We start from the raw sequence: 26620 nt of genomic DNA on the forward strand, positions 1-26620 counted from the left end.
TGTAAAAAATTTAATTATTATATATAGCCTAATTTTTTTAATACATCTTTTGCTTTTTTAATTTCAGAGTCATCAATTTTTTCCGGTTTTTTATCAATTTTATCTTCTTTTGAAGATATTTTAAAATTTCTAAGATAAGACTCCATTTTTTCAATTACTTTAGGATTAGATTTTGCAATATTATTTTGTTCAAATGGATCATTTTGTAGATCAAAAAGATTTACATTTTGATTTTCATTTTTAAAATTTCTAAAATATTTGAAATTTGGGGTTCTAATACCGACAACAGGATCAGAAGATTCTAATTTTATATTTGCTTTTAATTGTTCTAAAATTGGTAAGCTTGTTAAATAAATAGGGGCGGGGTCAGATTTTTGGTTTTTTAACAAAGATGCAAAGCTGTTTCCATGAAAATTATTTTTATTGGAAGAAAATTCTAATAATTCAAAAATTGTTGGAAAAATATCAACATTACAAACCTGTTGATTGATGGGAAGATGAGGGTTGATTTTAAAACCATAAAAAAGTAATGGCACATGAGTAATATCATCAAATAATGTTTTACTAAGCATTCTCCGATTATACAAGACAGTTCTTTTTTCATGGGTTGAGTCAGTTTTTATTGATTCAAATTTACTTTGTAAAATTTTCTTTTTTTTGTGTATTTTTTCACGTGTTTGTAAAGGAAGTATGTTTTTAAATTTATTTTTAACAAATGTACGAGTTGATGGAGTTTCTTTTTGAGCTTCTTCAATTGGGGAAATATATTCACCATGATCTGAAGTTATAATTACTAGTGTCTCATCAATATTAATTTCTTGTAGGATTTTTTTAATAAGTAAATCAATTTGATTGATATTTTGATCATATCTGTCTTTTAGATTCAAGTGGGAAAGATTTTCAGGAACTACACATGGAGTATGTAAATCTTGAAGATGTATATAATAAAACCAAGGTTTTTTAATTTTTGATATTTTTTTTAGAATTCTTTCCTCTAATCCAGTATAGATATTTTCTTCATCATTAAAACTAATATCATCATCAGAGAATTTTTCTCTCAACCCTTGCAAAAAAACATCTTTTTTATTAAGAGTGTAATTATGATATCCAAGTTTTTCTAGTTGAAATAAAAAACTATGTTCAAAAGAATAATTTTTTGTAAATTCATCATTTAATAGAAAACGACCAGAAAAAATACTTTGCATTACTTGTGAAGTGTATTGATTTGTTGTGTGTGCATTTGAAAAATAAATTCCATTTTTTATCATTGAATCAATTGTAGGGGTTTTTGTAGTTTTATTTTTTCCAAATAATTTATCAGCACGTAACGAATCTAAAACAATTAATAATATGTTGGGTTGCATTTGTAAAATCTTTACAAGTTTTCAATATATTTTCTATGTTTTTATGAATGATGTTTAAATAAACTGTTCCAATTTATCTTGAAACTCAATTGTAGAGTAATTGATATAGTTGATTAAATTCATTGAAGTATGACTAGAGATTCTGTTGCACGAGCTAATAATCCAAATAAAGAATTTCGTTTATGGGTATATTTTAGAATAGGATGGGCATCATATTTTGCATTAATCTTTGCAATGGTTAACACATTAGTAATCACATATTTTCTTGCAATAGATCACATTCCAATGCTACAGGAGATTTTTCCATCTTTTGCATATTACGTATTAGGGGCAGTAATTGTTGGGATTCCAGTACTTCTAGGAGCAGGATATATTCATTTTAAAAGAAGTCATGCATTTAAGGCTGAATCAGACATAAGAGTAGAAACAAATAAGCATCAATTTAGAATTTTAAATAATACAGAAGTCATTTTGGTAGTGATTTTTAGATTAAATTCTTTATTAATTAAGAAAATGAATGGTGAAAAAATTACAAATTTAGAATTAAATGAAATAAATGAGTTAAAAAATAAAATTTTAGAACATAAGAAAAATAGAACTATTAATGAAGAAACTTTAATTGAGATCGATAAAATAATTGGATGAAATGAGATGAGTGCAAAAAAAAGTTCAAAAAGCTTTAGATCTTGGTTCTATTTTAGAACTGGTTGGAGTGTTTATTTTGCATTTATCTTTGCTGCGATTAATACATTAGTTGTAACATATTATCTTGCAATCGAAAATATTCCAATATTACAACAAATTTTTCCATCTTTTACCCATTATGTGATAGTTACAGTAATTGTAGGTATTCCAGTACTTGTCGGAGCAGGATATATTCATTTTAAAAGAAGTGCTGGATTTAAATCAGAAGCTGACGTAGCAATTGAAACAAATCCACATGCAAGAAGAAATCTTCTCAACACAGAAGTTATCGTTGCAGCATACTTGTTTTCTAATGAGATGGTAATGAAGATGTTAAAAGATGAAAAATTAACAGATGAAGAAATTAAAAAATTTAATCAATTACAAGAGAAAATTAAAGAGCACTTTAAACATAAAACAATATCAGGTACAAATTTTGATATAAATTAAAGATTTACTTCACATATTCTTTAAAAAGTTCCACAAGAGAATTTGCTGCAACATCATTTGTTAAATTTTTCATTGTGTAATCATACCCATTTTGTGCAATTTCAGCCCATTTTGGGTTGTTTTGATCATAGATAAATTCAGAAAGTAATTTTTTGTAATTTTTTTCATTTATGAAAATAGCAGTTTCTTTATTTTTAAAGCCTAAAATATTTGCATAATTTTTTTCAGTTACTTCCATAAAAGTTAGACATCCTGCAGCAGTACTTTCCCAATATTTGATAACAGGATACAAAGAATGGGCCGAAATAGAACTACAATATTTCATTAACAATAAAGGATATTTGTCATTGATGTATTCGTGTTGCAATGTAGATGTATAGTCAACATATGGGAGGTCAATGCATTTTGTCCTTAATTTGTAATGTTTCCACATACTTTGTTCACCCCTAAGAACATCCTTTAATCTAAAAGATAATTTGTTACTTGCAGCAGCACCAGAGCATAAAATTTTTGATTTTATTCTTTTTGAAAAGGGAGTCAAATTTTTGTAAAGACTTGGTTCAACACCATAAAAGATTTCTTTGTAAGGAAAAGTTTTTGGATAATATTTATAAAAAAATGGTTTAGGCATATACCCAAAATAATGGTCTATCTTGTATTTTTCATGATATTGAATTTTCCCTTTAATTTTTGCATCATGAGCATCATTAATTCTACAAATTACTGGGATGTTAATTTTTTTAATTCCTTCTAACACATCAGGACTTCCCCAAGGATGATTTTCCCAAAGCAAAATTATATCAAATTTATTTTTTAATTTGGTTGCATCAAAGGTTTTTTCAGCTGGAAAATAACTCATATCAAGAGAAGGATGACGTTTTAGAGCATTCATAAAGAAATGATAATAAGTTGTTGCCCAGGCTGTTTTGGACATATAGGGATTTGATTCTTTATAGATAAATGCTGTTTTTATTTTTTCCATATCACAGTTCAACAATCAATACAAATTAATCTAATTTATCATCACTGCTAATTTCTTTAGTAATAAACAACCTATACCAAATTTCAAATGCCAATAGTCCTAGAAATTTATTTACGTATTTTACGTCCAAATCAGGTTTATCAATATATTTTTGTATCCAATCATTATTGATCCATCCTTCTTGTACTATTCTAGGATTTTCAAGAAATTCTTTACAGAGTTTGTGACCATGGGATTTCCACAGATTGATAGTATTAACATTAAATCCAAGTTTTTCTTTTGAAATTAAAGAGTTAGCGTTATTTTTTTCAAGCAGTTTTCTTAAAGGTAACTTTCCTACATTATTTGTTGTATCATATTTGAATTTAGTAAGAATTTGTAGACCATAGGAAATAATATTTTCATTTAACAAAGGTGCAAGAACTTCAATATTGAAATGTTTTACAATTCTAGAGTTAATTGGATTAAAGTTGTACATTAATTTTCCATTATAATCGGCAACAAAAACTTGTTCTAATCTAGACAAGGGATTATCAAAATAGGGTAAAAGAGATTTGTAAACACTATCCCAAGAAAAAGTAGCTCTTTCACCAAAAAGAAATTTTTGATCAGGTACACGATCTCTTTCATGACATGACAGATATGCTTTTACTTTATCAAGAGGTGTTGAATCAGAATTTGTTATTGATAAGAATTTTTTATATCTAAATGTATATCCAGAAAATATTTCATCTCCACCATCACCAGAAGCAAGAATGTTTGAAAGGCTTTTGGCTTTTTTTGCCACATAATACCAGTGTAAATCCCAAAAAGGTAATTTGATTAAACTTATTGCTTTTGGTAATTCAGAAAGATAATTTTCAAGGGAAATAATGTGATGATTAGCCTCAAAAGTTTCAGCAATTTTTGAAGCACTGGTAGTTTCATCAACACTATTAGCAAATCTTATGGATATTGCATCTATCTCAATATCAGGATTGTATTTTCGAATAAGAGATAAAACAAGTGTAGAATCTACACCTCCGCTTAAAGCAATACAAAGTTTTTTTGTATTAACTGAATTTAATTTTTTTAAAATATTTTCCTGAAGTAAATTTTCAATATAATCAATATCAGGTACTATATCTAAAGATTGAAAGTCTTTCCAAGTTTTTTTAGATAATTGGGTTGGAAGCGAAGGATCGTAACGTAAAGTGAGAATATTTACTATAGAATTAGGGTTTAATGTAGAATTACTCTCCACGTCCTAATCCTCTAAAAATTAATTTTTCATTTTTTGCAGATTGTGGATCAACAATTCCTCGAGTATCAATCAATATAGAATGTCTCATTCGAGAAAAGGAACTAATTGGAATTTTTTTAAAATCATCATGAGCAGTGACGATAATAACAGCATCCAATGACGGAATAATATTTTCAAAATTATCTTCAACTTTTATGCCAAATATTGTACTTGCAGGAAAGAATGGATCATAAATGTGAACATTAGCATGTAGATTTTGAAATTTTTCAATAATATTTTTTGCAGGGGATAATTGAATATCTTTTACATTCGGTTTGTAAGAAACGCCTAGAATTAGGATATTAGCATTTTCAAAATTTATGTTAGATTCATCAAAAGCATTTTTAGTGAGTTCTATCACATGATCAGGCATTTTTTCATTTATTTGTCTTCCAGATTCAATTATGTTTAGTTTAACACCTGTTCGTCTAGCAGTATTAAGAAGTTGGTAGGAATTTATCGGCAAACATGGGCCTCCAACTCCAGCTCCAGGATAGTGAATTTGAAAATTGTATTTCTTTTTGGCAGCTTCTAGTACTTGAAAAGTATCTATTCCTAATTTTTCAAACATTAGTGATAATTCGCTAATAAATGCAATGTTGATATCTCGAAAAACATTTGTTGTTAGTTTTACAGCATTTGCAGTTTTACAATTAGGCATTTCAATTAAATCAACTGAGAAAACAAAATTGTAAATCATTTTAATAATTTTGCTGACGGTATCATTAATTCCACCTACAAGTCTTGGTAAGTTAGTAAAGTCGTGTAAAATCTCACCAGGATTTGCATTCTCAGGACAAACACCAATAAAGAAATTGTTTTCAATCTTCAATCTCTGAGTTTTTGAGATTATTGAAATTAATTCATTTTCTATAAAACCAGGTTCAATTGTGCTTTCAACGATCACCAAAGAATTTGGAGATAAAATTTCTGAAAGTTTAGTTCCAACACTTGTTAAAGCTGAGTAATCAGGAACATTATTTTCGTCCATAGGGGTCGGCAGAGATAATAATATTAGATCAGAGTTTGGAACAGCATCTTCAATTTTTGTGGTAGCTGAAAATGTTTTTTCAGATAACACTTGATTAAAGATTTCTTCATATCCAGGTTCATCTTTTAGTGGAAATATTCCAGAGTTTATTTTTTCAATCAAATCTTCATTAATATCAACTCCAATTGTTTGTAATCCAGATTTAGCAAAAGATAGAGCAGTAGGCAAACCAATTCGTCCAATTCCAATAACACATACACGAAGAGAACGAGAAGATAATGAATTACTAACTTGGCTAGGATCACTCATATTTATTTTGAAATCAGACATTATTTTTTGATGAAAATGTACCTATTTTAATTATAATAATTAACTATACAAAGTGTTAAAAACATAAAGAAAAACTACAAAACAGATTTTCATGACGAAAATTGTAATAACTGCAGCAGGAAAAGGAACAAGACTTTTGCCATTTACAAAGGAAATGCCTAAGGAAATGATGCCAATATTTTCACAAATGTTTTCAAGTAAAAAAGTAGTCATTCCACTTTTACAGTATGTATATGAACAATTGTATTCAATGAATTTTAGAGATTATTGTTTTGTTGTTGGTAGAGAGAAAAGATCAATCGAAGATCATTTTACTCCTCATGAATCATACTTGAGAGATTTAGATGGAGAATACAAAACCATTATGAAAAAATTTTATCAGAAATTAGAAAAATCTCATCTAGTTTGGATTAATCAAAATAAGCCACTGGGTTTTGGAGATGCAGTAAGAAGATCTGAAAAGTATGTGGGTTCGGAAGATTTTATTGTACATGCAGGAGATGTTACAATTTTAAGTAACTTGAAACATCCCATTATGCGTTTAATTGACATTGCTAAGAAAAATCCAGATGCTAAAGCTATTTTATTATGTAAAAAAGTAAAGGATTCAAAAAGATACGGGGTTCCTACTGTAGAAAAAATTTCAAATGGCTTGTTCTCAGTCAAAGAAGTTATTGAAAAGCCTGAAAAACCAAAATCAGAATTTGGAATATTGCCATTATATTATTTCAGAGCAGAAATTTTTTCAAATTTAAAAAAAATTAAACCAGGAAAAGGCAAAGAATTTCAACTTACAGATGCAATTCAAAAAATGATCCAACAAAAACAAAAAGTTCTTGCAATAATATTAAATAAAAATGAAGAAGAAGTTGATGTAGGTACAGTCAAATCCTATAGAGACGCACAAGACATTACATTTAGAAAAGCATAATTTTAGATGAGAATGAGTAAAAAATGAAAATAGGTATTGTAGGTTTAGGTTTTGTGGGATTATCACTTACTAGTGTTTTAGCATCAAAAGGGTATGATGTTGTTGGAATAGATACAGATAAAGAAAAATGTAAAAAAATCAATGATTTCAAAATACCATTTTTTGAACCTGATTTAGAAAAAACTCTAAAGAATGGTTTTAGAAAAAAATTAACCATAACTGATAATTTTATTTCGTTAAAAGATTGTGACATAATTTTCATAACTGTTGGAACCCCTCAAAAATCAAACGGAGAAATACAACTTTCAATGATAAAAAATGCAACTCAAGAGATAGGTAAAATAATTAAAAATAGTAAAAAAACCCCAATCATATTTCTAAAAAGTACTGTAATACCAGGGGTTGCACAAAATACTGTGTCCAGAATTTTAGAAAAATTTTCAGGTAAAAAAGCTGGAAGAGAATTCGGATTAGTATCAAATCCAGAGTTTCTACAAGAAACAACTGCAATAAGAGATACAAAATTTCCACATGTTGTCATTCTAGGAGGAAATAGAACAAAATTTATGGATAAAGCAAAAAAATTTTTGTCAAAATTACATCCAGGTGTTCCAATTATTGTTACAAATCACCAAACAGCAGAGATTATCAAATATGCTAATAATTCATTTTTAGCTACAAAAATTAGTTTCATTAATCAATTATCAAATATTTGCCAAAATATACCAGGAGCAAATGTAGATGATGTTGCTAGTGCGATTGGATTGGATCCTAGAATAGGGAAATTATTCTTAAATGCTGGGCCAGGTTATGGTGGTTCTTGTTTGCCAAAAGATGTTAAAGCAATAATGAATTTTTCATCAAAAGCAGGAGTTTCACCAACTTTCTTGTCAGCTGTAGAAAAAATCAATCAACAGCAAATTGAAAATATTTTAAAAATAATCAAAAATACTTGTGGTAGTATTAAAAATAAAAAAATTACGGTTTTAGGATTAGCCTTTAAACCACATACAGATGATATAAGAGATTCAATTTCGCTAAAAATCATTAAAGAACTATTAAAAAATCAAGCAAAAATTACAGTTCATGATCCAATGGCAATAGAAAATACTAGAACAAAATTTAAAGATAAAATAACATATGAGAATTCAATTTCTTTAGCATTAAAAGATAGTAATTGTTGTATAATCATGACTGCGTGGCCTGAATATTCAAAAATTCAAAATAAAATTTTAAAAAATATGAAAAATAAAATAGTTATTGATTCTAGAAGAATTCTCAAAAATTCAAAATTAGATTGTACATACATTGCACTTGGAATTGGAAAATAATTATTTTGTAGCAATCTATTTTAAAAGAGTAAATTTTTAACAAATATGAAAAAATTTCTAATTACTGGAGGGGCAGGATTTATTGGGAGTCATTTAGCTAAGGCTTTAGTAGAAAAAAATTATTCTGTAACAATTCTTGATGATCTTAATACAGGTAAAATTAGTAATGTTGAACATATTAAAGATAGAATTAATTTTGTCAAAGGTGACATAAGAGATTTAGACACACTAAGAGAAATTTGTGTAGACAAAGATGGAATTTTTCATTTAGCAGCTAGAGCATCAGTACAAGAATCATTTGAAAAACCAGAGGAATATTATGATGTAAACGTAAAGGGTACTGAAAATATTTTCAAAGTTGCACAAGAAAATGGAATAAAAGTAGTATATTCCAGCTCATCCAGCATTTATGGAAATCCAGTTAATTTACCAATTAAAGAAAACGATCCGAAGAATCCAATAAATCCGTATGCTGAAACAAAACTTGAAAAAGAAAAACTGGCAATTAAATTTGCGTCACAAGGTCTCAAAGTTATAGGCTTAAGATATCTCAATGTATTTGGAGAAGGTCAATCAAAAGAATATGCAGGAGTAATTACATTGTTCTTGGATAGAATAAAGGAAAAACTGGCTCCAAAAATCAATGGGGACGGATTACAATCAAGAGATTTTGTTTATGTCGAAGATGTTGTTTCAGCAAACATATTATCAATGGAGAGTAAGGTTGATCACACATTCTTTAATGTGGGCACAGGAACAACCATATCTATTTTAGACATTGCAAAATTAATAATTAAATTTTCAGGTTTGAAATTAGAACCAATTTTCTGTCCTCCATTAAAAGGAGATGTGAGAATAACTATTTCAGATATTTCACATATCAAAAAAGAATTGAATTGGAAACCTACTGTATTCTTAGAAGAATGGCTAAAGAAAAAAATTTCAACCTTTAATATTAAATAAAAATTCAAATTTTAATGAGAATAGAAGATAATGAAATTACTAATTGGAGGATCAAGTTCAAAAATATTTCATCTTAAAGAATTTGCGTTAGCATTAGAGGAAGTAGGGATCAAAACCAAAGTAGTGCTTGATGTTGATTATTCTGATGGTTACCCTAGTAGGAAAATTTCAAATTGGATACAAAAAGATAAAAAAATTTTAAAATTAGTTGAAGATTTTAAACCAGATGTAATTTTTGTTGACAGACAACGACATTTTGGATTATCTGCAATTAAATCAAAAATTCCATTGATTGTTCATTTAAGAGGAGATTTTTGGAAAGAGATGAAAATGGCTGAGGAAACTCTTTACAAATCATTTCCAAAAAAAAGGGCACTAAAAAAATGGGATGAAATAGCAAAAGAATGTTTTGAGAAATCAACAATGATTTTACCCATTTGTGAACACCTCAAAAAAAGAACATTAGAACAGTTTCCTAGAAAAAAAGTACATGTTCTGTATCAGGGAATAAATCCAGACAATTGGCATGAACAAAAAGGAATGAATCTAAATCATCCATGCATAGGATTAGTACAAAGCGCAAATATTTTAGAAAAAACAAAGGAAATGCTTATGCTAACTAAAGTAATGAAAAAATTTCCGCAAGTTACATTTTATTGGGTTGGAGATGGTCCTTACAAAGACGAAGTATTACCAGAGCTGAACAAATCAAAAAATTTTAAATGGATTGGAGCATTAGAATATCCTAACAAAATTAGAGAATTTCTGTCAGAAATTGACGGGTATGCATTAATCAGTGGAATTGATATGTCTCCATTAACATTGTTGGAAGCTCAGTTAATGGAAAAACCAGTAATTGCAACAAATGTTGGAGGAATTCCAGAATTAATTATTGACGGAAAAACAGGTTTTTTAATTAAAAAGAATGATTCTGTGGATCTAGAAGAAAAAATTTCAATTCTTTTAAAAGAAATATCTTCAACTAAAATGGGAAAAGCAGGAAGAGAATTTGTTATAGAAAATTTTGATTGGAAGGTAATTGCAAAAAGATTCAAGGAGATCTTAGATACACATCTAAAAAATTAGGAATTTAGTAAATTTTCATAAAATTTTACATATTTTGGGAGAATTTTTTTCCAAGTGAAATTTTCAAGTACGTAATCATATCCATTAGAAGATAATTTCTCTTGTAACGAAATATCAGATAGTAAACTATTGATATTTTTCAATAGTATTTGGGAATTTTCGGATTCTGTCAAAATTCCTGTTTCATTGTCTTTAATCAACTCTGGAATTCCTCCAACATCAGTAGCTATAACAGGTATTTTTAGGAAAAATGCTTCTTTAATCACAGTTGGTAGACTTTCCATTCTAGAAGGTACTACCAACATAGTAGATGATTTGAGAATTTGCATTGTTTCTTTCCAAGATTTATCTACACAATAAACAACATCTCCATTAATTTCATATTCAATGTTTTTGAGAACATCAATACCTTTTTCAAAACTATCCCTTCCAATGTATGCAATTTGATTTATTGATTTTTCCACATTAGGAATTTGATCAAACATTTCAGTGTCAATTGGAGAAGGTAAATATTCAAAATTATGGGACAGTTTTTTTTCATATTGAATTTGAGAAGTTTTAGAATCAGTAGTTAGTTTATCAGGCCATTTTAGAACTTTGGACTCAACATTTGTTGCAATTGAACTAGTTGTAGATGAATGAATTGCTTTTACTTGATCACTAAAAACTCCATGAACTGAAAGAACTTTTTTCTTTCCTTTTGCATAATGCATCGCAAATGCAGATGGAATGTTAAATGCATGCACAATATCATAATTTTCTCTGCTAACAATTCCTTTTAACGCTCCTAAAATTGCAAAACTGGGATTCTTGAGATTTTTTATTGGAATATGAGGAGTGGGCATTTTCGTTACATCGTGTCCTAAATTTTGTAATTGATTAGCAAGCATTGCAGCATGTCCTCCAATTCCACCAGAAAATCTAGGAGAAATAAAAAGAAATTTCACAAAACAAAATGTGTTTGGAGACTTTTTAAGGTATTATATTAAAAATGGTTCTACATGGTAGCCTGTGCTGCTTGGTGGAACATTTCACTTTTTGCACATCCTGCTGCAAGTTCATCACCAGCGCCACGTCTCATAAGACCTCTGTAAAGACCGTCTTCGAGTTTAACACCTTCTCTCTCTTCCCATTCTTCTACAGTGATAGAGTATTTCTTTTGGATTCTATCTCTATACCATTCAGGAATTACATTAAATGCACAGAATGGAACGATTCTAAGATCAGGAGTAACATAATGAATATCACATCTTTGTAGTCTTTCTAGGTCTTCATTGTATTTGTCTTGGAAGTGCATCATACCAAGGAACAATCCTTTGACATGCCAAGAACCAACTGAATCAAACGATCTCTTCATTAAGATATTACCAAACATCTTTGCCAAGTCTAATCCTGCTGGTTGTTTCTTTGAATCAACAAATCCTTTGAGTTTTCTTACAACTTCAAGCATTGTAAAGTATTTGTTTTTACCAGAACGAATTTCTTCGGCTTTATCTTCAAATAATTCTAACATTCCTTGAATATCACAGAATTTTGTTAATGGGACAAATTTCTTTGTTTCTTCATCTTCAAAGATGTATGTTCCTGCACCACAAGCAAAGTGAATTGATAATTCATATTTTGGTTTGCTTGAGAAGGCTTCAATTACATTTGTTAATGGCATGCAACTTGGTACTGGGAACCAATCATCAACAGTTACCTCACCATTTGTTTGCTCTTCAATTCTTTGAATACAATCAGGAACTGTAATTCTATATTTTTCACGTTCACTTTTACCCATTCTACCAGTTAGTGATACTGGTTGGAAGTTAACAGCGTGAACTACATCCATATTCTTCTGAGCATATCTAATAATTCCACCTAATTCATGATCATTAATTGATTTGATTACGGTTGGAACAAATACAACAGTTGTTCCTGTCTTTCTGCAACTATCAAGTGCATATGGAATTTCCCAGTGATTCTTTGGATTTGTTCTTGCAGTTACACCATCAAATGAAAGATACAAGTTGTTACATCCAGCAAGTCTTACTTCTCGTGCTGCTTCTGGATCCATTGCATGTCTAATACCATTAGTGTTCATCTGAATATGATCAACACCTTCTTCTTTCATAATTTTGATAACATCAGCAATATCTTCTCTAAGCATTGGTTCACCACCAGTGATTTGCATAGAGTTTCCTGGAATTGGTCTTTCTGCTCTTAGAGTCTTCATCATACCTCTAATTTGAGTATGATCTGGTTCATACATGTAAGCACCTTCAAGACCTTTCTTTACATAGAAGAAACAATACCAACATGTCAAATCACATCTGTTAGTTACAATCATGTTTGCAAGTCCACTGTGAGACAAGTGATTTGAACATAATCCACAGTTATTTGGACAAGAACATTTGTCAATCATTACGTTTGGAGAATGAGCACCTTTCCCATCCATCCAGTAGGTACTGAATTTTTTGTATAATTCGTAAGAACCAAAGTATAATTCCTCACATTCACCGTGAGTTGGACAAACTTTAGACATGAAGACTTTGTTATCTCTCTCAAATACTTCTGCATCTAAAATCATGTTACAATCAGGACAGATACTTTGAGTAAATCTAATAGTGGATTTTTTACCTAAATTCTTTGTAGTTTGATTAGATATTTGAATTAGAGCCATGCCTACATGGGCATTTTTCAGAAATGGTATATAATGCATTTCATACTTGGCCTCGGGTGGAATTTAGGAAGTAGGCATATGTGATTTAAATATCAAAACTGATCGACTAGATCGCATGAGCATATCAGATAAGACTAGAAAAGCATTAGAAAAAATAGGTCTAACAAGTTATGAGATTAGAACATTTTCAGCATTACTAAAATCAGGAGAATTAACAGCATCAGAGCTCAGTCAAAAATCAGGAGTCCCATATTCAAAAATTTACGAAGTTCTAGGAACTCTAGAAGAGAAAGGATGGATTGGAACAGATGATTCAAGACCAACTAAATATTTTGCAAAGTCACCATCAACAGGATTAGAAACTACAAAGCAAAAAATGGAAAATGATTTTTCAGAGAATCAAAGTGTTATTCTAAATGAACTAGTTCCTTTGTATGAAAAAAGTGGAACAAGTGAAAAACCAGACATTTGGGTATTATCAGGCGCCATAAACATTGCAGCAAAAATTCTTGAAATGGTGGAGACGTGTAGAAATGAAGTTATGATTGCACTACCGGAAGCGGGAGAAGAGTTAGTTAAACAAGCATTACCAAAATTAAGATCACTACATGATAAAGGAGTAGAAATTACAATTCTTACATCAGATAAAATGGATAAAGAGTCCATCAAAGCAATCAAAAGAGTTGCAACTGTAAAAATCAAGAAAGGTTTGTTTGGTGGAGGAATAATTTCAGATAAGAAATATGTTGTAATACTATTGGGACCAGCAGTTGCTGCAGAAAATTCTTCAGATGTGGTTGCAATTTGGGCAGATCATGCAGGATTAGCAGGATTTGCACGTCAATATTTCGAATATTTATTAAAAGATTCAAAGAAGGTATGAGTATGGACGTGTTAAATGATGAAGAGACTCTATTTGTAGGAACAGCAGAAGCTGAACATGTAGAGATGTATCTCAAAGCAATTTGGCATATCAAAGAAAGAGGAGAAGAAGTCAAAATTAGCACCATAGCAAAAATGCTCAACGTCAGACAACCAAGTGTTGTCCAAATGTTAAAGAAATTGAATGGTAAGAATTTGGTCACTTACAATAAAGCAGGAGTAAAACTTACAGATGAAGGTCAAGCAATTGGTTCTAGTATGATGAGAAACAGTAGACTTTTGGAAGTTCTGATGGATAGTGCACTCAAAGTAGATATTGATGAAGAAATGGTATGTGGAATTGAACATCATATGAATAAACAATTCACAGATGCATTATGTACAATGCTAAAGCATCCAAGAAAATGTCCCCATGATCATGACATTCCAGTTGGAGAATGTTGTAAATCAACTTCATAATAATATCCCAAAAGATATATCATCTTAGAAATTAGATTAATCATGGCATGTTTTTGTGGATGTGAAACATATGAAAAAAATGATAATGGGTTCAAAATTGCATGTGTAAAGTGTGGACATGGACCTCAGAATCATGATGATGAGTTTAGAGCTGCTGCAAGAAAGAATGAATCACAAAGTCAAAAACGTGATGCAGACTTTGGATAGAAAATTATTCGCCAATTATTTTTACTAGAACTCTTTTTGGTCGCTTGCCGTCAAATTCTCCATAGAAAATTTGCTCCCATGGACCAAAATCTAACTCACCATTTGTAATTGCAACAATTACTTCTCTTCCCATTACTTGTCTTTTTAGATGAGCATCTGCATTATCTTCTCCAGTATCATTGTGTTTGTATTGATCAACAGGAGCATGAGGTGCTAATTCTTCTAACCATTTTTCATAGTCATGAAGTAAACCACTCTCATTATCATTGATAAAAACACTGGCAGTAATATGCATCGCATTTACAAGACAAAAACCTTCTTTGACTTTGCTTTTAGTTACTAATTTTCTAATATCAGGAGTGATGTTAACAAATCCTCTACGGGCTTCAACATTAAATGTGAGATATTCAGTTAACGAATTCATAATTTTTCTAAAGTAATCATCAATTAAAATCATGGGCAGGCTCAGAACTCAAGATCCTCATCATCATTTCAAAGGGATAGGTTCATCACCACCTGCAAGCCATATTTGAGGCAGATTCCTATTGAGTCTTTCAAGAAGCTTGATAAATGGCCAATAGTTCATCCATTCAAAATGGTTGCAATTGACACTCCAGCATCAGTAGAAAGTTTTAGAAGATTTATCATCTCTAGTACCTGTAAATCTTACGCCCCAAGAAGTTATTTGGATGATTCAGAAGTATTTGCTGAAAGAGAAGATAGTTTGGGTGCAATTTATGTAGAGGCAGCTGACAAAGTAACTTTGAAAAAAATTAGGGACATCACATTTGTTAATGCAAGAGATATTCTAGGAATTATCTATAATTCAAAAAGTGGCAACACATCTCTCAAATGGCGCCAATTAAAAAGAAACCACGGCAAAGTAACCGGTGAAGCATCTGCAAATTCTTTAACAAATTTGGCTGAATCAGGGGTTCTTACTTTAGATTGGGTTGAAAGTTATCTTAAGAAAAAATCTGAAGAAAAAACGAACGAAGTAACTAACTAAACTCTTTTCTCTTTGTAGAATAGAACAACAACATGATTACAAAAAATATTGATGAGAATTTAATTTCAGTCATTCCAGAGGATTCAGATGATCTCCTAAATTTACGTAGAATTATTAAAGAAAATGATAAAGTAATTGGCGATACAACTAGAGTACTAAAACAAGACAAAGATTATTCAAGACCAGATAAAGGGGAAAGGATCAAAATTAGAATTGCATTAACTGTAGAAAAGATTTCTCTTGATGATGTACTAGATAGATTAAGAATTGGAGGTACAATTTCAGAATCAAGTAATGAATCAGTACCACACGGGACTCACCATTCATTTATTTTAAAAATCAATGATGGTATTACAATTTCAAAGAAAAAATGGTTACCATTTGAAAAAAATCTTTTAGAATCAAGTAATAAACAAGTTGGTTTTGTACTAGTAGCAATTGACACAGGAGACAGTGGAATTGCAAGATTAAGAGGAACACATTTGGAATTTATGCCAAATATCTATTCAGGTTCTGGAGGGAAAAGATATAAAACTAATTTTAATATTGAAAAATTTTTTGAACAAGTGCAACAAGCAATATCAACTATTCTCAAAGAAGGAGATTCAATAGTAATTTTTGGTCCAGGAGAAACAAAGAAACGATTTTCAAATTTTATTCAAAAATCTCAGAATTTGCAAAAATTCAAAATTCAAGTTGTTGAAGGAATAGATTCTGGAGGCGAAGATGGAATTTACACATTTACAAAATCAAATACAATGAAAGAGATAATGGCAGATAGTAAGTTGGCAAAAGCATCATTAATTATTGATGAAGTTATGCTTCTTGCAAACAAAAAAAGTAAAAAATTCACTATGGGTTTTGATGAGACCTTTAATGCAAATCAAATGGGAGCAGTAGAATCTTTGGTTTTTTCAGATAAAGTCATTCAAGAGGATGAACAAAAAATGATAGATTTTCTAAATGATATTGAAAAAAAGGGAGTGAAGATGTACAGTGTTGACTCATCTACAGATATAGGTTTGAGAGTAACTGGTTTAGGTGGAATTGTTTCCTTGTTACGATATTCAATAGAATCTTAGTTTGTTGATTCTATCAACCAATCAAGATATGATTTGTTAATTGAAGTCAGATTTATTTCAGCAATTTCCGGAACATCATATGGATGAGTTTCTTTAATTTTTTCTTTAAGTAATTTCTTATTTTTTGGTGTTGTTTTAAAAATAGCAATATATTCAGATGTGTTTTCTATTTTTTTATTCCAAGAATAGATTGAAGAAATTTTGGAAATATTCACACATGCTGCTGTTTTATTTTTTACAAGCATTTTTGCAATTTTTGTAATTGATTTTTTATCAGGATATGTTGAGATAATTATCACAGGTTTCATAGTAACCGATAAATGTCCGTAGCATAAAAAAATTACAATTAATTTGGAACTTGATTTTATTACTCAAAATTCGATTATCTACGTGTTAATGGCATGGGTAGTTATTGTGATTGTTGCCAAGGGGTTAAAATTAGAAAAACATGGTTTTGAAATAAAGGCATACAGTTTAACTTACAAAAATAAACAAGTCAATTCAGTATTGTTAAAACTTCTTAGTCGGACAAGAAGAGGAATTAGAGTTTTTGCAGATGTAAGTGTTATTTCAGGTTTCATTATGATGGGTTTTGCATTCTGGTTTTTGCTAAATAATGTTGCAAACTATTTTGTTATCCCAGATGATTTTGCAGAACTAACAGTGCTAATTCCAGGAGTCACACTAACTTCAGCTGCATCAATTACATATTTTCTACTATCAATTCCAGTTGTACTAGTGATTCATGAAGGAGCACATGGCATTGTTGCAGCATTAGAAAAAATTAAGATCAAAACAGGAGGTTTTGCAATATTTATTGCAATGTTTGCAGGCTTTGTAGAACCTGACGAAGAAGAATTTAACAAAGCAAAAAAAATTTCAAAACTTAGAGTTATTGGTGCAGGAGCTACATCAAATGTAATTTTTGCATTTGTTTTAGGAGCAATTTTGCTTACAAATCCATTCTTTGCAATGGTATTACCTGAACCACTGTTGAGTACATTTTATGAATTGCCTGAAGGAGTTCTAATTCTTTCAATTATTGAAAATTCAGGAGCAGAGCAAGCAGGATTACTTGCAAATGACATCATAACGTCAATCAATGACAAACAGATTCTGAGTCCGGCGGATTTCCCCAGTTTGAATCCAGGAGACATGGCAAGTGTTTCTGTACTTAGAGACGGACAACCATTAAACTTTAGTCTTGAAGTAATGCCAGCACCAGATGACCCAGAAAGAGGATTAATTGGAATTATGAGAGATAATTCATTTGCATACAAACCTGTAATGAATTTCATTGAATGGAATGATCCAAATGTTTCAATGTTCCTTCTATGGCTTTGGATGATTTCATTTTTCATTGGAATAATCAATATGCTTCCATTACCAATTTTAGATGGTGGGAAATTCATTCATACCATTATTGATCAAAGAATTTCAGAAAAAGCAGTTAACGGCATAATGTGGGGAATCTATGCATTCACTTTTGCTTTATTTGGTCTAAACATTGCCCTATCATATGTAAAATCTGGTTGGTTCACAATATAGAAAATACCTAAAGAATCATTAATGAAAAAAAATATTCAAAGTCATGAAATGTGACGGATGTGAAAATTCAGCAGTGTATACTAGAAAATATTCTGGACAAAAGCTATGTTCAGAATGTTTCTCAAATTCTATTGTAAGAAAGACTGCAAAAACCATATCCAAACATAAAATGATCAAAAATAATGAATTAGTTGCAGTTGCAGTATCGGGAGGCAAAGACTCATTAGCACTGTTAAAAATTATTCATGAAATGTCATCAACCCATAATTTTAGAATCAAAGCAATTACTATTGATGAGGGAATTCCAGGATATAGAAATGAAGCATTAGAAATTGTTGAGAAGTTTTGTGGAGAGTTAGGGGTAGAACACAAAGTTTACTCTTACAAGGATCTCTTTGAATTAACACTTGATGAAGCATTAGACTTGAGAGAAAATGAAAAAACATCATCATGTTCAATTTGTGGAACTCTAAGAAGAAGAGCAATTGATCACGCTGCAAAAGACATAGGAGCAGATGTTATTGCAACAGGACATAATCTAGATGATACATTACAAACATTTGTCATAAACATGTTATCAGGAGATACAAACAAGATTGGTTGGATGGATCCTGATACGTCTTCGAATTTGCTAAGAAAAATAAAACCATTTTGTGATATATATGAATCTGAAATAGTATTCTATGCATTTACAAATGACATTCCATTCCAATCAGAACCTTGTCCTCACATGAATGAAGGAATAAGAACAGAAATACGTGAATTTCTAAATTCATTAGAAAAACAACACAGTGGAATTAAAAATAATTTGTATCAATCAATTCTCAGAGTATCAAATATTATCAAAGAAACAAACTACAAAGAAAAAACAGTTTGTAAGAAATGTGGTAGTGATTGTACAGGAAATGTATGCTCAGTTTGTAACATGGTGTTGAAACTAAAAGAGAATCAAACCTAATGCAAATATAACATACTTTGTTTTAGAAAAATTGGTAGTAGGTAGGATCGGGGTGCCAGCCGTACCCTGTTCTGAAACCGGCTATATGCAGAGATCAGTAACTGTTGGGTAAATCTCTAGATGGGTAATTCCCGCTTGGTGTGCGGAAATGAAATCACGCCGAGGCGGGTGGTTGCAGGACTAGAATTATCCGAAGGGATGACTTCTAAGACCGAACCATCGAAAGGGATGAGGTCCGGGAGGGAGCAATCCTAAGGTGGAGCATCCACGCTTCCTCGTCAACGTGGCGGATCTTGTACGCCTTGAAATGGGGCTATTCGTCTAGACTGGAACCAACAGATCTGCTACCATTTATTATTAAATTCAAATTTACAAGTTCATGGAAGGAATAATTTCATTTGGAAACAAAAGAAGTTATGAAGACTTTAAGAAGCAGATTCCAATAGATGTGTTACCACTTTTTGATTCAATTAGAGAATTTTGTTTTGATTTAGGAGAAAACGTGGTGGAAGACATTAGAATGCACAGAGTTGTATTTTGTAAATCCATGACGTTTAGAGGGTTCGCAGATGTAGAACCTCAAAAAGAAGGAGTGGTTATAAAACTACAAAAGAGCAGAAAAAAGCCTATAGAAATTATTCAAATCAATAAAAGCCAGCAAATTTCTGAATTTGGAGATTTAATTAAAGAAGTATATAAAAAAATTCACTAATACAAAACATCAAACTTTGAAAATTCACCAGTAAAGTTCTCATTACGAATTTCTACATCTTCAACTATTGCATTTGCTGGACCACCATGAGCCCATTCAACTAATCGACTAACATTTTCTTCATTACCTTCTAAAATTGCCTCAACACGACCATCTTTGAGATTTTTTACCCATCCAAAAACATCATTTTGTATTGCTCTTGTTTTTAACGTCTGGCGAAAAAAAACACCCTGAACTCTGCCGGTTACAAAAAGTCTAATTCGTTGGTTTGACATTCATCAAAGATTTCATAGAGTTATTAATCAATTTTAGGTTAAAGAAAAAACTACTTTCTTTCTTTAATTCTGGCTCTACCAGTCTTTCTTGCAGCAATACTTCCAACTTTTGCTCCTGGAGGAGCATCTCTAGAAACAGTAGAACTTTGTCCAACATGTTGATGACGACCACCACCGTGTGGGTGAACATAAGCTGCTTGAGCAACACCTCGAACTATTGGGTATTTCTTTCCTTTAGCTTTAAAGTTTCTCCATTTTCCACCTGCACTCATAAATGGTCTTTCACTAGCGCCACCTCCAGCTAGAGTTCCAATCATGGCTCTATTTTTTGGATTTAGAGTAGTGAATTTTCCAGAAGGAAGTTTAACAGTAACACCCTCATCACCATGAGAGAAAACAGTTGCGTCAGTTCCTGCAGATTTCACAATTGCGCCGCCATCACCAAAGTGCTTTTCAATATTACATACAATAGTTCCATCAGGAATGTTTTGAATGCTAATTACATTTCCTTTTTCAATTTTTGATTTTAATCCAAATTGTAAAGTTTCACCAACTTTTGCTCCAAGAACTGCTGGAACAAATGATACTGAACCATCTTCAAATCTAACTTTAGCTAAAGGTGCTTCTCTACCACGTTCATGAACAAGGTCAATGATCTCACCTTCATGTTGTTCAGATAGTGGGAAACGAGGATAATTTGCTTTGGTGCCTACTTTACCAGTAGAAGTAGATCTAAATTGATTGCCTCCACGGCCACGTCTTCTTACTAATGGTCTCTTACCCAAAGTTGATCGTTTCCTACCTAAAGAGGATTTTAAGCTTGTGATTTTTACCTAGTCTTTGGATAAATTACCACAAAGATATAAAAATTAGACAGAGGGCATTTGATTATGAGCCAAAATGCACTTTCTCTCAAAGTTTTGGAGGCATACACAAGAGATGTCGGAAGAGGAGTAGCAAGAATTGATTATGATTCAATGGATACACTAAATGCATCCACAGGTGATGTTATTGAAATTAAAGGTAAAAGAAGAACAGTTGCAAAATGTCTTCCATTATACCCATCTGATGAAGGAAAAGGAATAATCAGAATTGATGGACTTGGAAGGAATAATTCAGGAATTGCAATTGGAGATACAATTTCAGTTAGGAAAATCAAAGCAGTAGCTGCAGAAAAGGTCGTAGTTGCTCCATTAGAAGCAATTCCACCAATCGATGAGAGATATCTTGCAGATGCTTTAGAAAGTGTTCCTTTGATTAAAGGAGACAATGTAATGGTACCATACTTTGGTGGACGTTTAACTTTTCAAGTAATTGGAGTCACACCAGCTGCTGATGCAGTTTTGATTACTCAAAAAACAGTTTTCCATATTGCAGAAAAAGGTGAAACGCTACGCGGTGTTCCACAAGTCACTTATGAAGACATTGGAGGTTTGACTGATGAGATAAAGAAAGTAAGAGAAATGATTGAACTGCCATTAAGACATCCTGAAATTTTTGAAAAACTAGGAATTGAAGCTCCAAAGGGGGTTTTGTTGTATGGTCCACCTGGAACAGGTAAAACACTACTTGCAAAAGCTGTTGCAAATGAAAGTAATGCACACTTTATCAGCATTTCAGGTCCAGAAATAATGAGTAAGTTTTATGGTGAAAGTGAAGCTAGACTAAGAGAGATTTTCAAAGAAGCAAGAGAAAAAGCTCCTTCAATAATCTTTGTTGATGAAATAGATTCTATTGCACCAAAAAGAGAAGAAGTTACTGGAGAAGTTGAAAGAAGAGTAGTATCTCAGATGTTATCATTAATGGATGGATTAGAAGCAAGAGGTAAAGTAATTGTAATTTCTGCAACAAACAGACCAAATGCAATTGATCCGGCACTCAGAAGACCAGGAAGATTTGATAGAGAAATCGAAATCAAAGTTCCAGATAAGAAAGGAAGAAAAGACATTCTTGCAATTCACAGCAGAAACATGCCATTATCTGACGATGTAAACGTGGATAAAATTTCAGCAATTAGCCACGGATATGTTGGTGCAGACTTGGAGTATCTCTGTAAAGAGGCTGCAATGAAATGTTTGAGAAGATTATTACCAATTCTAAATCTTGAAGAAGAAAAAATTCCACCTGAGACATTAGACAAATTAATTGTAAATCATGAAGATTTCCAAAAAGCCTTGATTGAGGTAACTCCATCTGGAATGAGAGAAGTTTTCATTGAAAATCCAGATGTAAAATGGGATGAAGTTGGCGGTTTAGAAGATGTTAAACGTGAATTACAAGAAGCAGTTGAATGGCCAATGAAATATCCAGCATTATACGACAAACTTGGTCACAGCATGCCAAGAGGAATATTGCTTCACGGTCCAAGTGGTACTGGTAAAACATTACTTGCAAAAGCTGTTGCAACTCAAAGTGAAGCAAACTTTGTTTCTGTTAGAGGTCCAGAGTTATTATCTAAATGGGTAGGTGAATCAGAAAGAGGAATTAGAGAAATTTTCAAAAGAGCAAGACAATCTGCACCATGTGTAGTTTTCTTTGATGAAATAGATTCTATTGCACCAATAAGAGGAGCAGGTGGTGAAACTGCAGTTACTGAAAGAGTTGTCAGCCAATTACTTACAGAATTAGATGGTATGGAAAATATGCACGGAGTTGTTGTTCTAGCTGCAACAAACAGAGCAGATATGATTGACCCAGCCTTGTTAAGACCAGGTAGATTTGATAAAATTATTCAAGTACCAAATCCAGATAAAGATAGTAGAAAACGTATTCTTGAAATTAATGCTGAAAAAATTCCTATGGGTGACGATGTAGATATGGAAAAGATTGCAGAAATCACAGATGGAATGAGTGGAGCAGATACTTCATCTATTGCAAATACAGCAGTTTCATTAGTAATTCACGAATTCTTGGACAAACATCCAGATGTTAAAGATGTTGAAAAGAACAGTATTGAAGCCAAAGTAACTATGAAACACTTTGAAGAAGCAGTAAAGAAAGTAAGAGAGCAAAAAGACCTCAAGATGGGCGAAAAACTAGTTGCTTCCTATTACAGGTAGTTTTAATTAAATAGCAAATCTAATTCTCGTAAATGTCAGAATATAGAGGATATGAAGGGAATTCATTAGAATTTCTAAAGAACAATCAAGTAGTAATTGGAGATTCTGTAAAAATTCTCTTAGATATTACATATTCAGGCATAATTATGCCCAGATATGAGCATGGTGACGATAAACACATTGTTTTGAAATTAAAGAGTGGATACAATGTTGGATTAGAAATTGCTAAAATTAAGAATGTTGAGAAAATTCAGTCTTCAGAAAAAATTATTGAGGAACCTGAAAAAGTAAACAAAATAGATGGATTACCAAAAGTACTACTAATTTCAACTGGAGGAACGATTGCAAGTAAAGTAGATTATAGAACAGGAGCAGTTACTCCAGTATTAACTGCTGAAGAATTAAACTCATCAGTTCCCGAACTTTCTAAAATTGCAAATATTGATGCAGAAGTCTTGTTATCAGAATATTCTGAAAATATAATGCCAGAAAACTGGTTAGAAATTGCAAAAAAAATTAGTAGTTATTCAAATTCAGATTATTCAGGAATTATTATTGCCCATGGAACCGATACAATGCATTATACATCATCATTTCTTTCATTTGCATTAGCAGGATTTCCAATTCCAATTGTTTTAGTTGGTTCTCAAAGATCTTCAGATAGAGCATCATCTGATGCAGCACTAAATTTGATAGGAGCAACCAAATTTATTACAGAAAGTAAAACAAAAGGAGTATACATTGCCATGCATAATGATGAAAATGATAACACAGTTGCATGTCATATTGGAACAAGAGTTAGAAAGAATCATACAAGTAAACGAGGAGCATTTCAAACAATAGGAGATAATCCAGCATTTATAATTGCAGAAGAAAAAATTCAAAAAAATATTTCTAAAGAAGTTTACAAAACTTTAGAATTCCAACCAAAAATTAATCTAGATACAAAAATCGCTTTGGTAAAATACCATCCAGGATATGATCCTAAACTAATTGAGCAAATTATAGATAGTGGATACAAAGGAATAATCTTTGAAGGTACAGGATTAGGACATGTTGGAAGAGTCATGTATGATTCTATAAAAAAAGCCAACGAAAAAGGGATGTTTCTAGGCATGACATCACAATGTATTGATGGAAGAGTAAGAATGACAGTGTATGAAAGTGGCAGAGATCTTCTAAATTTAGGAATAATTCCTTTAGAAGATATGCTTCCAGAGGTGGCTCTGGTAAAAGCAATGTGGGCACTTGGGAATACTCAGAATATAGATGGGGTAAAAGAAATTATGCGTGATAATATTGCATCAGAAATGTCAATCTAGGAGAAGAAATGTCAGAATTTGCAACAATTGAATTAGGAGTTAAAGTAGGACTAGAGATTCATCAACAACTAGATACAAATAAAAAATTATTTTGTAATTGTACACCTATTGACACAGACGAATATTCTGTAAAATTTCAAAGAAAATTACGTGCTGCTAAAAGTGAATTAGGAGAATATGACCCTGCAGCATTATTTGAAAAATCAAAATCAAAAACTATAATGTATTTTGCAAATCCAGAGAGTAGTTGTCTTGTTGAACAAGATGAAGAACCTCCACATGAGTTAGATGAAGATGCAAAGAAAATTTCTTTGATAATTGCATCAGCACTACAATCAGATGTATTTAGAGAAATATATCCAATGAGAAAAACAGTTGTAGACGGTTCAAATACTACAGGATTTCAACGAACAATGTTAATTTCACAAGGTGGTTCTTTCAATGTAGAGGAAAAAAAAATTGGAATTCAATCTATTTGTTTAGAAGAAGATGCAGCAAAGATTTTGGGAGAAGATGGTTCAATTAAGAAATATGGTTTAGAACGTTTAGGTGTTCCTTTAGTTGAAATTGCTACTGAACCATTTGAAGTAAAATCATATGAAATTAAAAAAATTGCATTGGCATTAGGGAGAATTTTAAGGAGTACTAAAAAAGTGAAACGCGGATTAGGTTCAATTCGACAAGACGTTAATGTTTCAATAAAAGGCGGAAATGTCGTAATTGAAGTCAAAGGAGTTCAACAGCTTGATCAATTAGAAAAAGTAGTAGAATATGAGGCTAAAAGACAACACGGATTATTAAAAATCTCAGAAAAATTACAGCATATTGATTGGACTCATGAAAATCAAGATCGTAAAGATGTAACCGAGTTATTCAAAAAATGTAAATCAAAAATTATTCAAAATGCTATAAAGAAAAATCAAAAAATATTTGGAATTTCGTTTAGAAATATGGCAGGCATGTTTAGATATTCCCCATATGAAGGAATTAGATTAGGAAAAGAAGTAGCAGAACTAGTACGATTTTTTGGAATAGGTGGAGTTTTTCATTCTGATGAGTTACCAAATTACGGTGTTGAAAATGAAGACATTAATGATTTGAAAAGAACTTTAGAGATTAATGGTAATGATGGATTTTTAATTTTGGCAGCCCCAGAAGAGAAAATAGAAATAATCATAGATCAAATAGTTTTGAGAATTGAGTATATTAGAAATGAAGGAATTCCAATCGATACACGATTAGCAACTCAAAGTGGAGAGACTAAATTTCTAAGACCAAGACCAGGTGCAGCAAGAATGTATCCTGAAACAGACATTCCTCCAATAATAATTTCAAAAACAGAATTAAGTAATGCAATAAAGAATATTCCCAAATCATGGGATGATTCAATTAAAGAGTTACAAACAAAATATCAATTAAATCTTCAATTATCAGAACAACTTTTTGATTCAAATTATTTTGAATTATTTGAAAATGTAATTGGAAAAACCAAAGTAAACCCAACATTTGTAGCATCAGTATTATGTTCAACTATAACAAATTTAGAAAGAAACGGATTAGATTCAAAATTATTAAAAAATGAAGAAATAGCAAAAACATTTCAATTTTTAGAAGAAGGAAAAATTACTAAAGAATCAGTTGAAATTATTTTTGAAAACATTATGAATGCAAAGTCTCAAACAATAGAAGAGGCAATGAAAAATGCTTCAATTGAGGCTGTAGATGAATCAGAATTAGAGAAAATTTGCCATCAAGTTGTTGAAAATAACCAAGAAATTATAAAAAATCAAAAAGAAAGAGCGATTGGACCTCTAATGGGAATCGCGATGAAGGAATTAAGAGGTAAAGCATCTGGAGAAACGATCAACAAACTTCTTTTAAAAAATATCAAAAACAAATTAGAAAATAACTAATTATGCGGGAAGTGGGATTTGAACCCACGAACTCCTAGAAGATAAGGATCTGAACCTTACGCCGTTGACCAGGCTGGGCGACTCCCGCATTGTAAATTTTTGAAATCTAGAATAAGTTTCTTTATTATACTGAAAGTA

Annotated in this window: 27 protein-coding genes, 1 tRNA gene and 1 other RNA gene; 18 read left to right on the forward strand and 11 right to left on the reverse strand. The window is 31.2% G+C overall.

Features of this window, described 5'->3' with window-relative positions; all coding sequences use genetic code 11:
• Positions 1–17 precede the first annotated feature (17 nt).
• The gene (locus ACQY22_RS02640) at positions 18–1364 is read right to left on the reverse strand and encodes a sulfatase family protein (RefSeq protein WP_428325004.1); all 1347 of its coding nucleotides are present in this window, start codon (positions 1362–1364) and stop codon (positions 18–20) included.
• Positions 1365–1493: 129 nt separating this feature from the next.
• On the opposite strand from ACQY22_RS02640, the gene ACQY22_RS02645 reads away from it, so the two are divergent.
• The gene (locus ACQY22_RS02645) at positions 1494–2009 is read left to right on the forward strand and encodes a hypothetical protein (protein ID WP_428325005.1); all 516 of its coding nucleotides are present in this window, start codon (positions 1494–1496) and stop codon (positions 2007–2009) included.
• A 6-nt stretch (positions 2010–2015) separates the two neighbouring features.
• Positions 2016–2498, forward strand: coding sequence for a hypothetical protein (locus ACQY22_RS02650; RefSeq protein ID WP_428325006.1), 483 nt, complete (start codon positions 2016–2018; stop codon positions 2496–2498).
• Between the two features lie 4 nt (positions 2499–2502).
• Here ACQY22_RS02650 and ACQY22_RS02655 read toward each other — a convergent pair whose 3' ends face one another.
• From ACQY22_RS02655 to ACQY22_RS02665, 3 genes are all read right to left on the reverse strand, one after another.
• Complete coding sequence (locus ACQY22_RS02655) at positions 2503–3432, reverse strand: hypothetical protein (protein WP_428325007.1); 930 nt, start codon at positions 3430–3432, stop codon at positions 2503–2505.
• Positions 3433–3505: 73 nt separating this feature from the next.
• Complete coding sequence (locus ACQY22_RS02660) at positions 3506–4723, reverse strand: asparagine synthase-related protein (protein WP_428325008.1); 1218 nt, start codon at positions 4721–4723, stop codon at positions 3506–3508.
• Positions 4713–6083, reverse strand: coding sequence for a nucleotide sugar dehydrogenase (locus ACQY22_RS02665; RefSeq protein WP_428325009.1), 1371 nt, complete (start codon positions 6081–6083; stop codon positions 4713–4715). The genes ACQY22_RS02660 and ACQY22_RS02665 overlap by 11 nt, the downstream gene beginning before the upstream one ends.
• A gap of 91 nt (positions 6084–6174) precedes the next feature.
• Between ACQY22_RS02665 and ACQY22_RS02670 the strand changes: the two genes are divergently transcribed.
• Genes ACQY22_RS02670 through ACQY22_RS02685 form a run of 4 tightly spaced genes read left to right on the forward strand, consistent with a single transcriptional unit; the run spans position 6175 to position 10394 of the window.
• Complete coding sequence (locus ACQY22_RS02670) at positions 6175–7014, forward strand: sugar phosphate nucleotidyltransferase (RefSeq protein WP_428325010.1); 840 nt, start codon at positions 6175–6177, stop codon at positions 7012–7014.
• Positions 7015–7037: 23 nt separating this feature from the next.
• A complete protein-coding gene (locus ACQY22_RS02675; protein WP_428325011.1) occupies positions 7038–8345 on the forward strand; it encodes a UDP-glucose dehydrogenase family protein in 1308 nt (435 codons plus the stop codon).
• Between the two features lie 45 nt (positions 8346–8390).
• Positions 8391–9308, forward strand: a complete 918-nt coding sequence (locus ACQY22_RS02680; RefSeq protein WP_428325012.1) for an NAD-dependent epimerase/dehydratase family protein — start codon at positions 8391–8393, stop codon at positions 9306–9308.
• Between the two features lie 30 nt (positions 9309–9338).
• Positions 9339–10394 (forward strand): glycosyltransferase family 4 protein, encoded by a 1056-nt coding sequence (locus ACQY22_RS02685; protein WP_428325013.1) that lies wholly within the window; start codon positions 9339–9341, stop codon positions 10392–10394.
• Here the strand turns inward: ACQY22_RS02685 and ACQY22_RS02690 are convergent.
• Positions 10391–11341: a glycosyltransferase family 4 protein gene (locus ACQY22_RS02690; RefSeq protein WP_428325014.1), complete on the reverse strand. Its 951-nt coding sequence runs from the start codon at positions 11339–11341 to the stop codon at positions 10391–10393. The two genes, ACQY22_RS02685 and ACQY22_RS02690, sit on opposite strands and share 4 nt — an antisense overlap.
• A 50-nt stretch (positions 11342–11391) precedes the next feature.
• Positions 11392–13056 carry a tetraether lipid synthase Tes gene (gene tes / locus ACQY22_RS02695; protein ID WP_428325015.1) on the reverse strand — a complete coding sequence of 555 codons (1665 nt, stop codon included), beginning with the start codon at positions 13054–13056 and terminating at the stop codon, positions 11392–11394.
• Between the two features lie 115 nt (positions 13057–13171).
• On the opposite strand from tes, the gene ACQY22_RS02700 reads away from it, so the two are divergent.
• Genes ACQY22_RS02700 through ACQY22_RS02710 form a run of 3 tightly spaced genes read left to right on the forward strand, consistent with a single transcriptional unit; the run spans position 13172 to position 14604 of the window.
• The gene (locus ACQY22_RS02700) at positions 13172–13939 is read left to right on the forward strand and encodes a TrmB family transcriptional regulator (RefSeq protein WP_428325016.1); all 768 of its coding nucleotides are present in this window, start codon (positions 13172–13174) and stop codon (positions 13937–13939) included.
• Between the two features lie 2 nt (positions 13940–13941).
• The gene (locus tag ACQY22_RS02705; RefSeq protein WP_428325017.1) at positions 13942–14397 is read left to right on the forward strand and encodes a metal-dependent transcriptional regulator; all 456 of its coding nucleotides are present in this window, start codon (positions 13942–13944) and stop codon (positions 14395–14397) included.
• A gap of 42 nt (positions 14398–14439) precedes the next feature.
• Positions 14440–14604, forward strand: a complete 165-nt coding sequence (locus ACQY22_RS02710) for a hypothetical protein (RefSeq protein ID WP_428325018.1) — start codon at positions 14440–14442, stop codon at positions 14602–14604.
• A 4-nt stretch (positions 14605–14608) separates the two neighbouring features.
• Here ACQY22_RS02710 and ACQY22_RS02715 read toward each other — a convergent pair whose 3' ends face one another.
• Complete coding sequence (locus tag ACQY22_RS02715) at positions 14609–15061, reverse strand: secondary thiamine-phosphate synthase enzyme YjbQ (protein WP_428325019.1); 453 nt, start codon at positions 15059–15061, stop codon at positions 14609–14611.
• 138 nt (positions 15062–15199) lie between these two features.
• Here ACQY22_RS02715 and ACQY22_RS02720 point away from each other — a divergent pair, with 138 nt between their 5' ends.
• Positions 15200–15613, forward strand: a complete 414-nt coding sequence (locus tag ACQY22_RS02720; protein WP_048071331.1) for a hypothetical protein — start codon at positions 15200–15202, stop codon at positions 15611–15613.
• 32 nt (positions 15614–15645) lie between these two features.
• Complete coding sequence (locus ACQY22_RS02725) at positions 15646–16695, forward strand: mRNA surveillance protein pelota (protein ID WP_428325020.1); 1050 nt, start codon at positions 15646–15648, stop codon at positions 16693–16695.
• On the opposite strand, the gene cutA is transcribed toward ACQY22_RS02725, so the two are convergent.
• Positions 16692–17003 (reverse strand): divalent-cation tolerance protein CutA, encoded by a 312-nt coding sequence (gene cutA / locus ACQY22_RS02730; RefSeq protein ID WP_428325021.1) that lies wholly within the window; start codon positions 17001–17003, stop codon positions 16692–16694. The two genes, ACQY22_RS02725 and cutA, sit on opposite strands and share 4 nt — an antisense overlap.
• Positions 17004–17091: 88 nt before the next feature.
• Here cutA and ACQY22_RS02735 point away from each other — a divergent pair, with 88 nt between their 5' ends.
• From ACQY22_RS02735 to ACQY22_RS02750, 4 genes are all read left to right on the forward strand, one after another.
• Positions 17092–18243: a site-2 protease family protein gene (locus ACQY22_RS02735; protein ID WP_428325022.1), complete on the forward strand. Its 1152-nt coding sequence runs from the start codon at positions 17092–17094 to the stop codon at positions 18241–18243.
• 43 nt (positions 18244–18286) lie between these two features.
• The gene (locus ACQY22_RS02740) at positions 18287–19201 is read left to right on the forward strand and encodes a TIGR00269 family protein (protein WP_428325023.1); all 915 of its coding nucleotides are present in this window, start codon (positions 18287–18289) and stop codon (positions 19199–19201) included.
• A 35-nt stretch (positions 19202–19236) separates the two neighbouring features.
• Positions 19237–19548: signal recognition particle sRNA (ffs, locus tag ACQY22_RS02745), an RNA gene on the forward strand.
• 32 nt (positions 19549–19580) lie between these two features.
• Entirely contained in the window at positions 19581–19913 is a 333-nt protein-coding gene (locus ACQY22_RS02750; protein WP_428325024.1) for a hypothetical protein, read from the forward strand.
• Here ACQY22_RS02750 and ACQY22_RS02755 read toward each other — a convergent pair.
• Positions 19910–20188 (reverse strand): acylphosphatase, encoded by a 279-nt coding sequence (locus tag ACQY22_RS02755; protein WP_428325025.1) that lies wholly within the window; start codon positions 20186–20188, stop codon positions 19910–19912. The genes ACQY22_RS02750 and ACQY22_RS02755 overlap by 4 nt on opposite strands.
• 50 nt (positions 20189–20238) lie before the next feature.
• Positions 20239–20973, reverse strand: a complete 735-nt coding sequence (locus ACQY22_RS02760) for a 50S ribosomal protein L2 (protein WP_428325026.1) — start codon at positions 20971–20973, stop codon at positions 20239–20241.
• 105 nt (positions 20974–21078) lie between these two features.
• Here ACQY22_RS02760 and ACQY22_RS02765 point away from each other — a divergent pair, with 105 nt between their 5' ends.
• The 3 genes from ACQY22_RS02765 to gatE are packed head-to-tail and all read left to right on the forward strand — an operon-like array spanning position 21079 to position 26482.
• Positions 21079–23247 carry a CDC48 family AAA ATPase gene (locus tag ACQY22_RS02765; RefSeq protein WP_428325027.1) on the forward strand — a complete coding sequence of 723 codons (2169 nt, stop codon included), beginning with the start codon at positions 21079–21081 and terminating at the stop codon, positions 23245–23247.
• Between the two features lie 32 nt (positions 23248–23279).
• Entirely contained in the window at positions 23280–24569 is a 1290-nt protein-coding gene (gene gatD, locus ACQY22_RS02770) for a Glu-tRNA(Gln) amidotransferase subunit GatD (protein WP_428325028.1), read from the forward strand.
• An 8-nt stretch (positions 24570–24577) separates the two neighbouring features.
• Positions 24578–26482, forward strand: coding sequence for a Glu-tRNA(Gln) amidotransferase subunit GatE (gatE, locus tag ACQY22_RS02775; RefSeq protein ID WP_428325029.1), 1905 nt, complete (start codon positions 24578–24580; stop codon positions 26480–26482).
• Between the two features lie 3 nt (positions 26483–26485).
• Here the strand turns inward: gatE and ACQY22_RS02780 are convergent.
• Positions 26486–26570, reverse strand: a tRNA-Leu gene (locus tag ACQY22_RS02780).
• Positions 26571–26620 lie beyond the last annotated feature (50 nt).

Origin of the sequence: Candidatus Nitrosopumilus sp. (assembly GCF_965263415.1) — an archaeon.
Taxonomy (GTDB): Archaea; Thermoproteota; Nitrososphaeria; order Nitrososphaerales; family Nitrosopumilaceae; genus Nitrosopumilus.

What these genes read in the sequence shown, in the direction of transcription:
- ACQY22_RS02755 (WP_428325025.1), bottom strand. Translation starts at nt 20,188, where the DNA reads ATGTCAAACCAACGAATTAGACTTTTTGTAACCGGCAGAGTTCAGGGT.
- ACQY22_RS02750 (WP_428325024.1), top strand. Translation starts at nt 19,581, where the DNA reads ATGGAAGGAATAATTTCATTTGGAAACAAAAGAAGTTATGAAGACTTT.
- ACQY22_RS02670 (WP_428325010.1), top strand. Translation starts at nt 6,175, where the DNA reads ATGACGAAAATTGTAATAACTGCAGCAGGAAAAGGAACAAGACTTTTG.
- ACQY22_RS02645 (WP_428325005.1), top strand. Translation starts at nt 1,494, where the DNA reads ATGACTAGAGATTCTGTTGCACGAGCTAATAATCCAAATAAAGAATTT.
- cutA (WP_428325021.1), bottom strand. Translation starts at nt 17,003, where the DNA reads ATGAAACCTGTGATAATTATCTCAACATATCCTGATAAAAAATCAATT.
- ACQY22_RS02765 (WP_428325027.1), top strand. Translation starts at nt 21,079, where the DNA reads ATGAGCCAAAATGCACTTTCTCTCAAAGTTTTGGAGGCATACACAAGA.
- ACQY22_RS02655 (WP_428325007.1), bottom strand. Translation starts at nt 3,432, where the DNA reads ATGTCCAAAACAGCCTGGGCAACAACTTATTATCATTTCTTTATGAAT.
- ACQY22_RS02725 (WP_428325020.1), top strand. Translation starts at nt 15,646, where the DNA reads ATGATTACAAAAAATATTGATGAGAATTTAATTTCAGTCATTCCAGAG.
- ACQY22_RS02735 (WP_428325022.1), top strand. Translation starts at nt 17,092, where the DNA reads ATGGCATGGGTAGTTATTGTGATTGTTGCCAAGGGGTTAAAATTAGAA.
- ACQY22_RS02710 (WP_428325018.1), top strand. Translation starts at nt 14,440, where the DNA reads ATGGCATGTTTTTGTGGATGTGAAACATATGAAAAAAATGATAATGGG.
- ACQY22_RS02650 (WP_428325006.1), top strand. Translation starts at nt 2,016, where the DNA reads ATGAGTGCAAAAAAAAGTTCAAAAAGCTTTAGATCTTGGTTCTATTTT.
- ACQY22_RS02680 (WP_428325012.1), top strand. Translation starts at nt 8,391, where the DNA reads ATGAAAAAATTTCTAATTACTGGAGGGGCAGGATTTATTGGGAGTCAT.
- gatD (WP_428325028.1), top strand. Translation starts at nt 23,280, where the DNA reads ATGTCAGAATATAGAGGATATGAAGGGAATTCATTAGAATTTCTAAAG.
- ACQY22_RS02675 (WP_428325011.1), top strand. Translation starts at nt 7,038, where the DNA reads ATGAAAATAGGTATTGTAGGTTTAGGTTTTGTGGGATTATCACTTACT.
- ACQY22_RS02715 (WP_428325019.1), bottom strand. Translation starts at nt 15,061, where the DNA reads ATGATTTTAATTGATGATTACTTTAGAAAAATTATGAATTCGTTAACT.
- ACQY22_RS02705 (WP_428325017.1), top strand. Translation starts at nt 13,942, where the DNA reads ATGGACGTGTTAAATGATGAAGAGACTCTATTTGTAGGAACAGCAGAA.
- ACQY22_RS02640 (WP_428325004.1), bottom strand. Translation starts at nt 1,364, where the DNA reads ATGCAACCCAACATATTATTAATTGTTTTAGATTCGTTACGTGCTGAT.
- gatE (WP_428325029.1), top strand. Translation starts at nt 24,578, where the DNA reads ATGTCAGAATTTGCAACAATTGAATTAGGAGTTAAAGTAGGACTAGAG.
- ACQY22_RS02685 (WP_428325013.1), top strand. Translation starts at nt 9,339, where the DNA reads ATGAAATTACTAATTGGAGGATCAAGTTCAAAAATATTTCATCTTAAA.
- ACQY22_RS02720 (WP_048071331.1), top strand. Translation starts at nt 15,200, where the DNA reads ATGGTTGCAATTGACACTCCAGCATCAGTAGAAAGTTTTAGAAGATTT.
- ACQY22_RS02700 (WP_428325016.1), top strand. Translation starts at nt 13,172, where the DNA reads ATGAGCATATCAGATAAGACTAGAAAAGCATTAGAAAAAATAGGTCTA.
- ACQY22_RS02740 (WP_428325023.1), top strand. Translation starts at nt 18,287, where the DNA reads ATGAAATGTGACGGATGTGAAAATTCAGCAGTGTATACTAGAAAATAT.
- tes (WP_428325015.1), bottom strand. Translation starts at nt 13,056, where the DNA reads ATGGCTCTAATTCAAATATCTAATCAAACTACAAAGAATTTAGGTAAA.
- ACQY22_RS02665 (WP_428325009.1), bottom strand. Translation starts at nt 6,083, where the DNA reads ATGTCTGATTTCAAAATAAATATGAGTGATCCTAGCCAAGTTAGTAAT.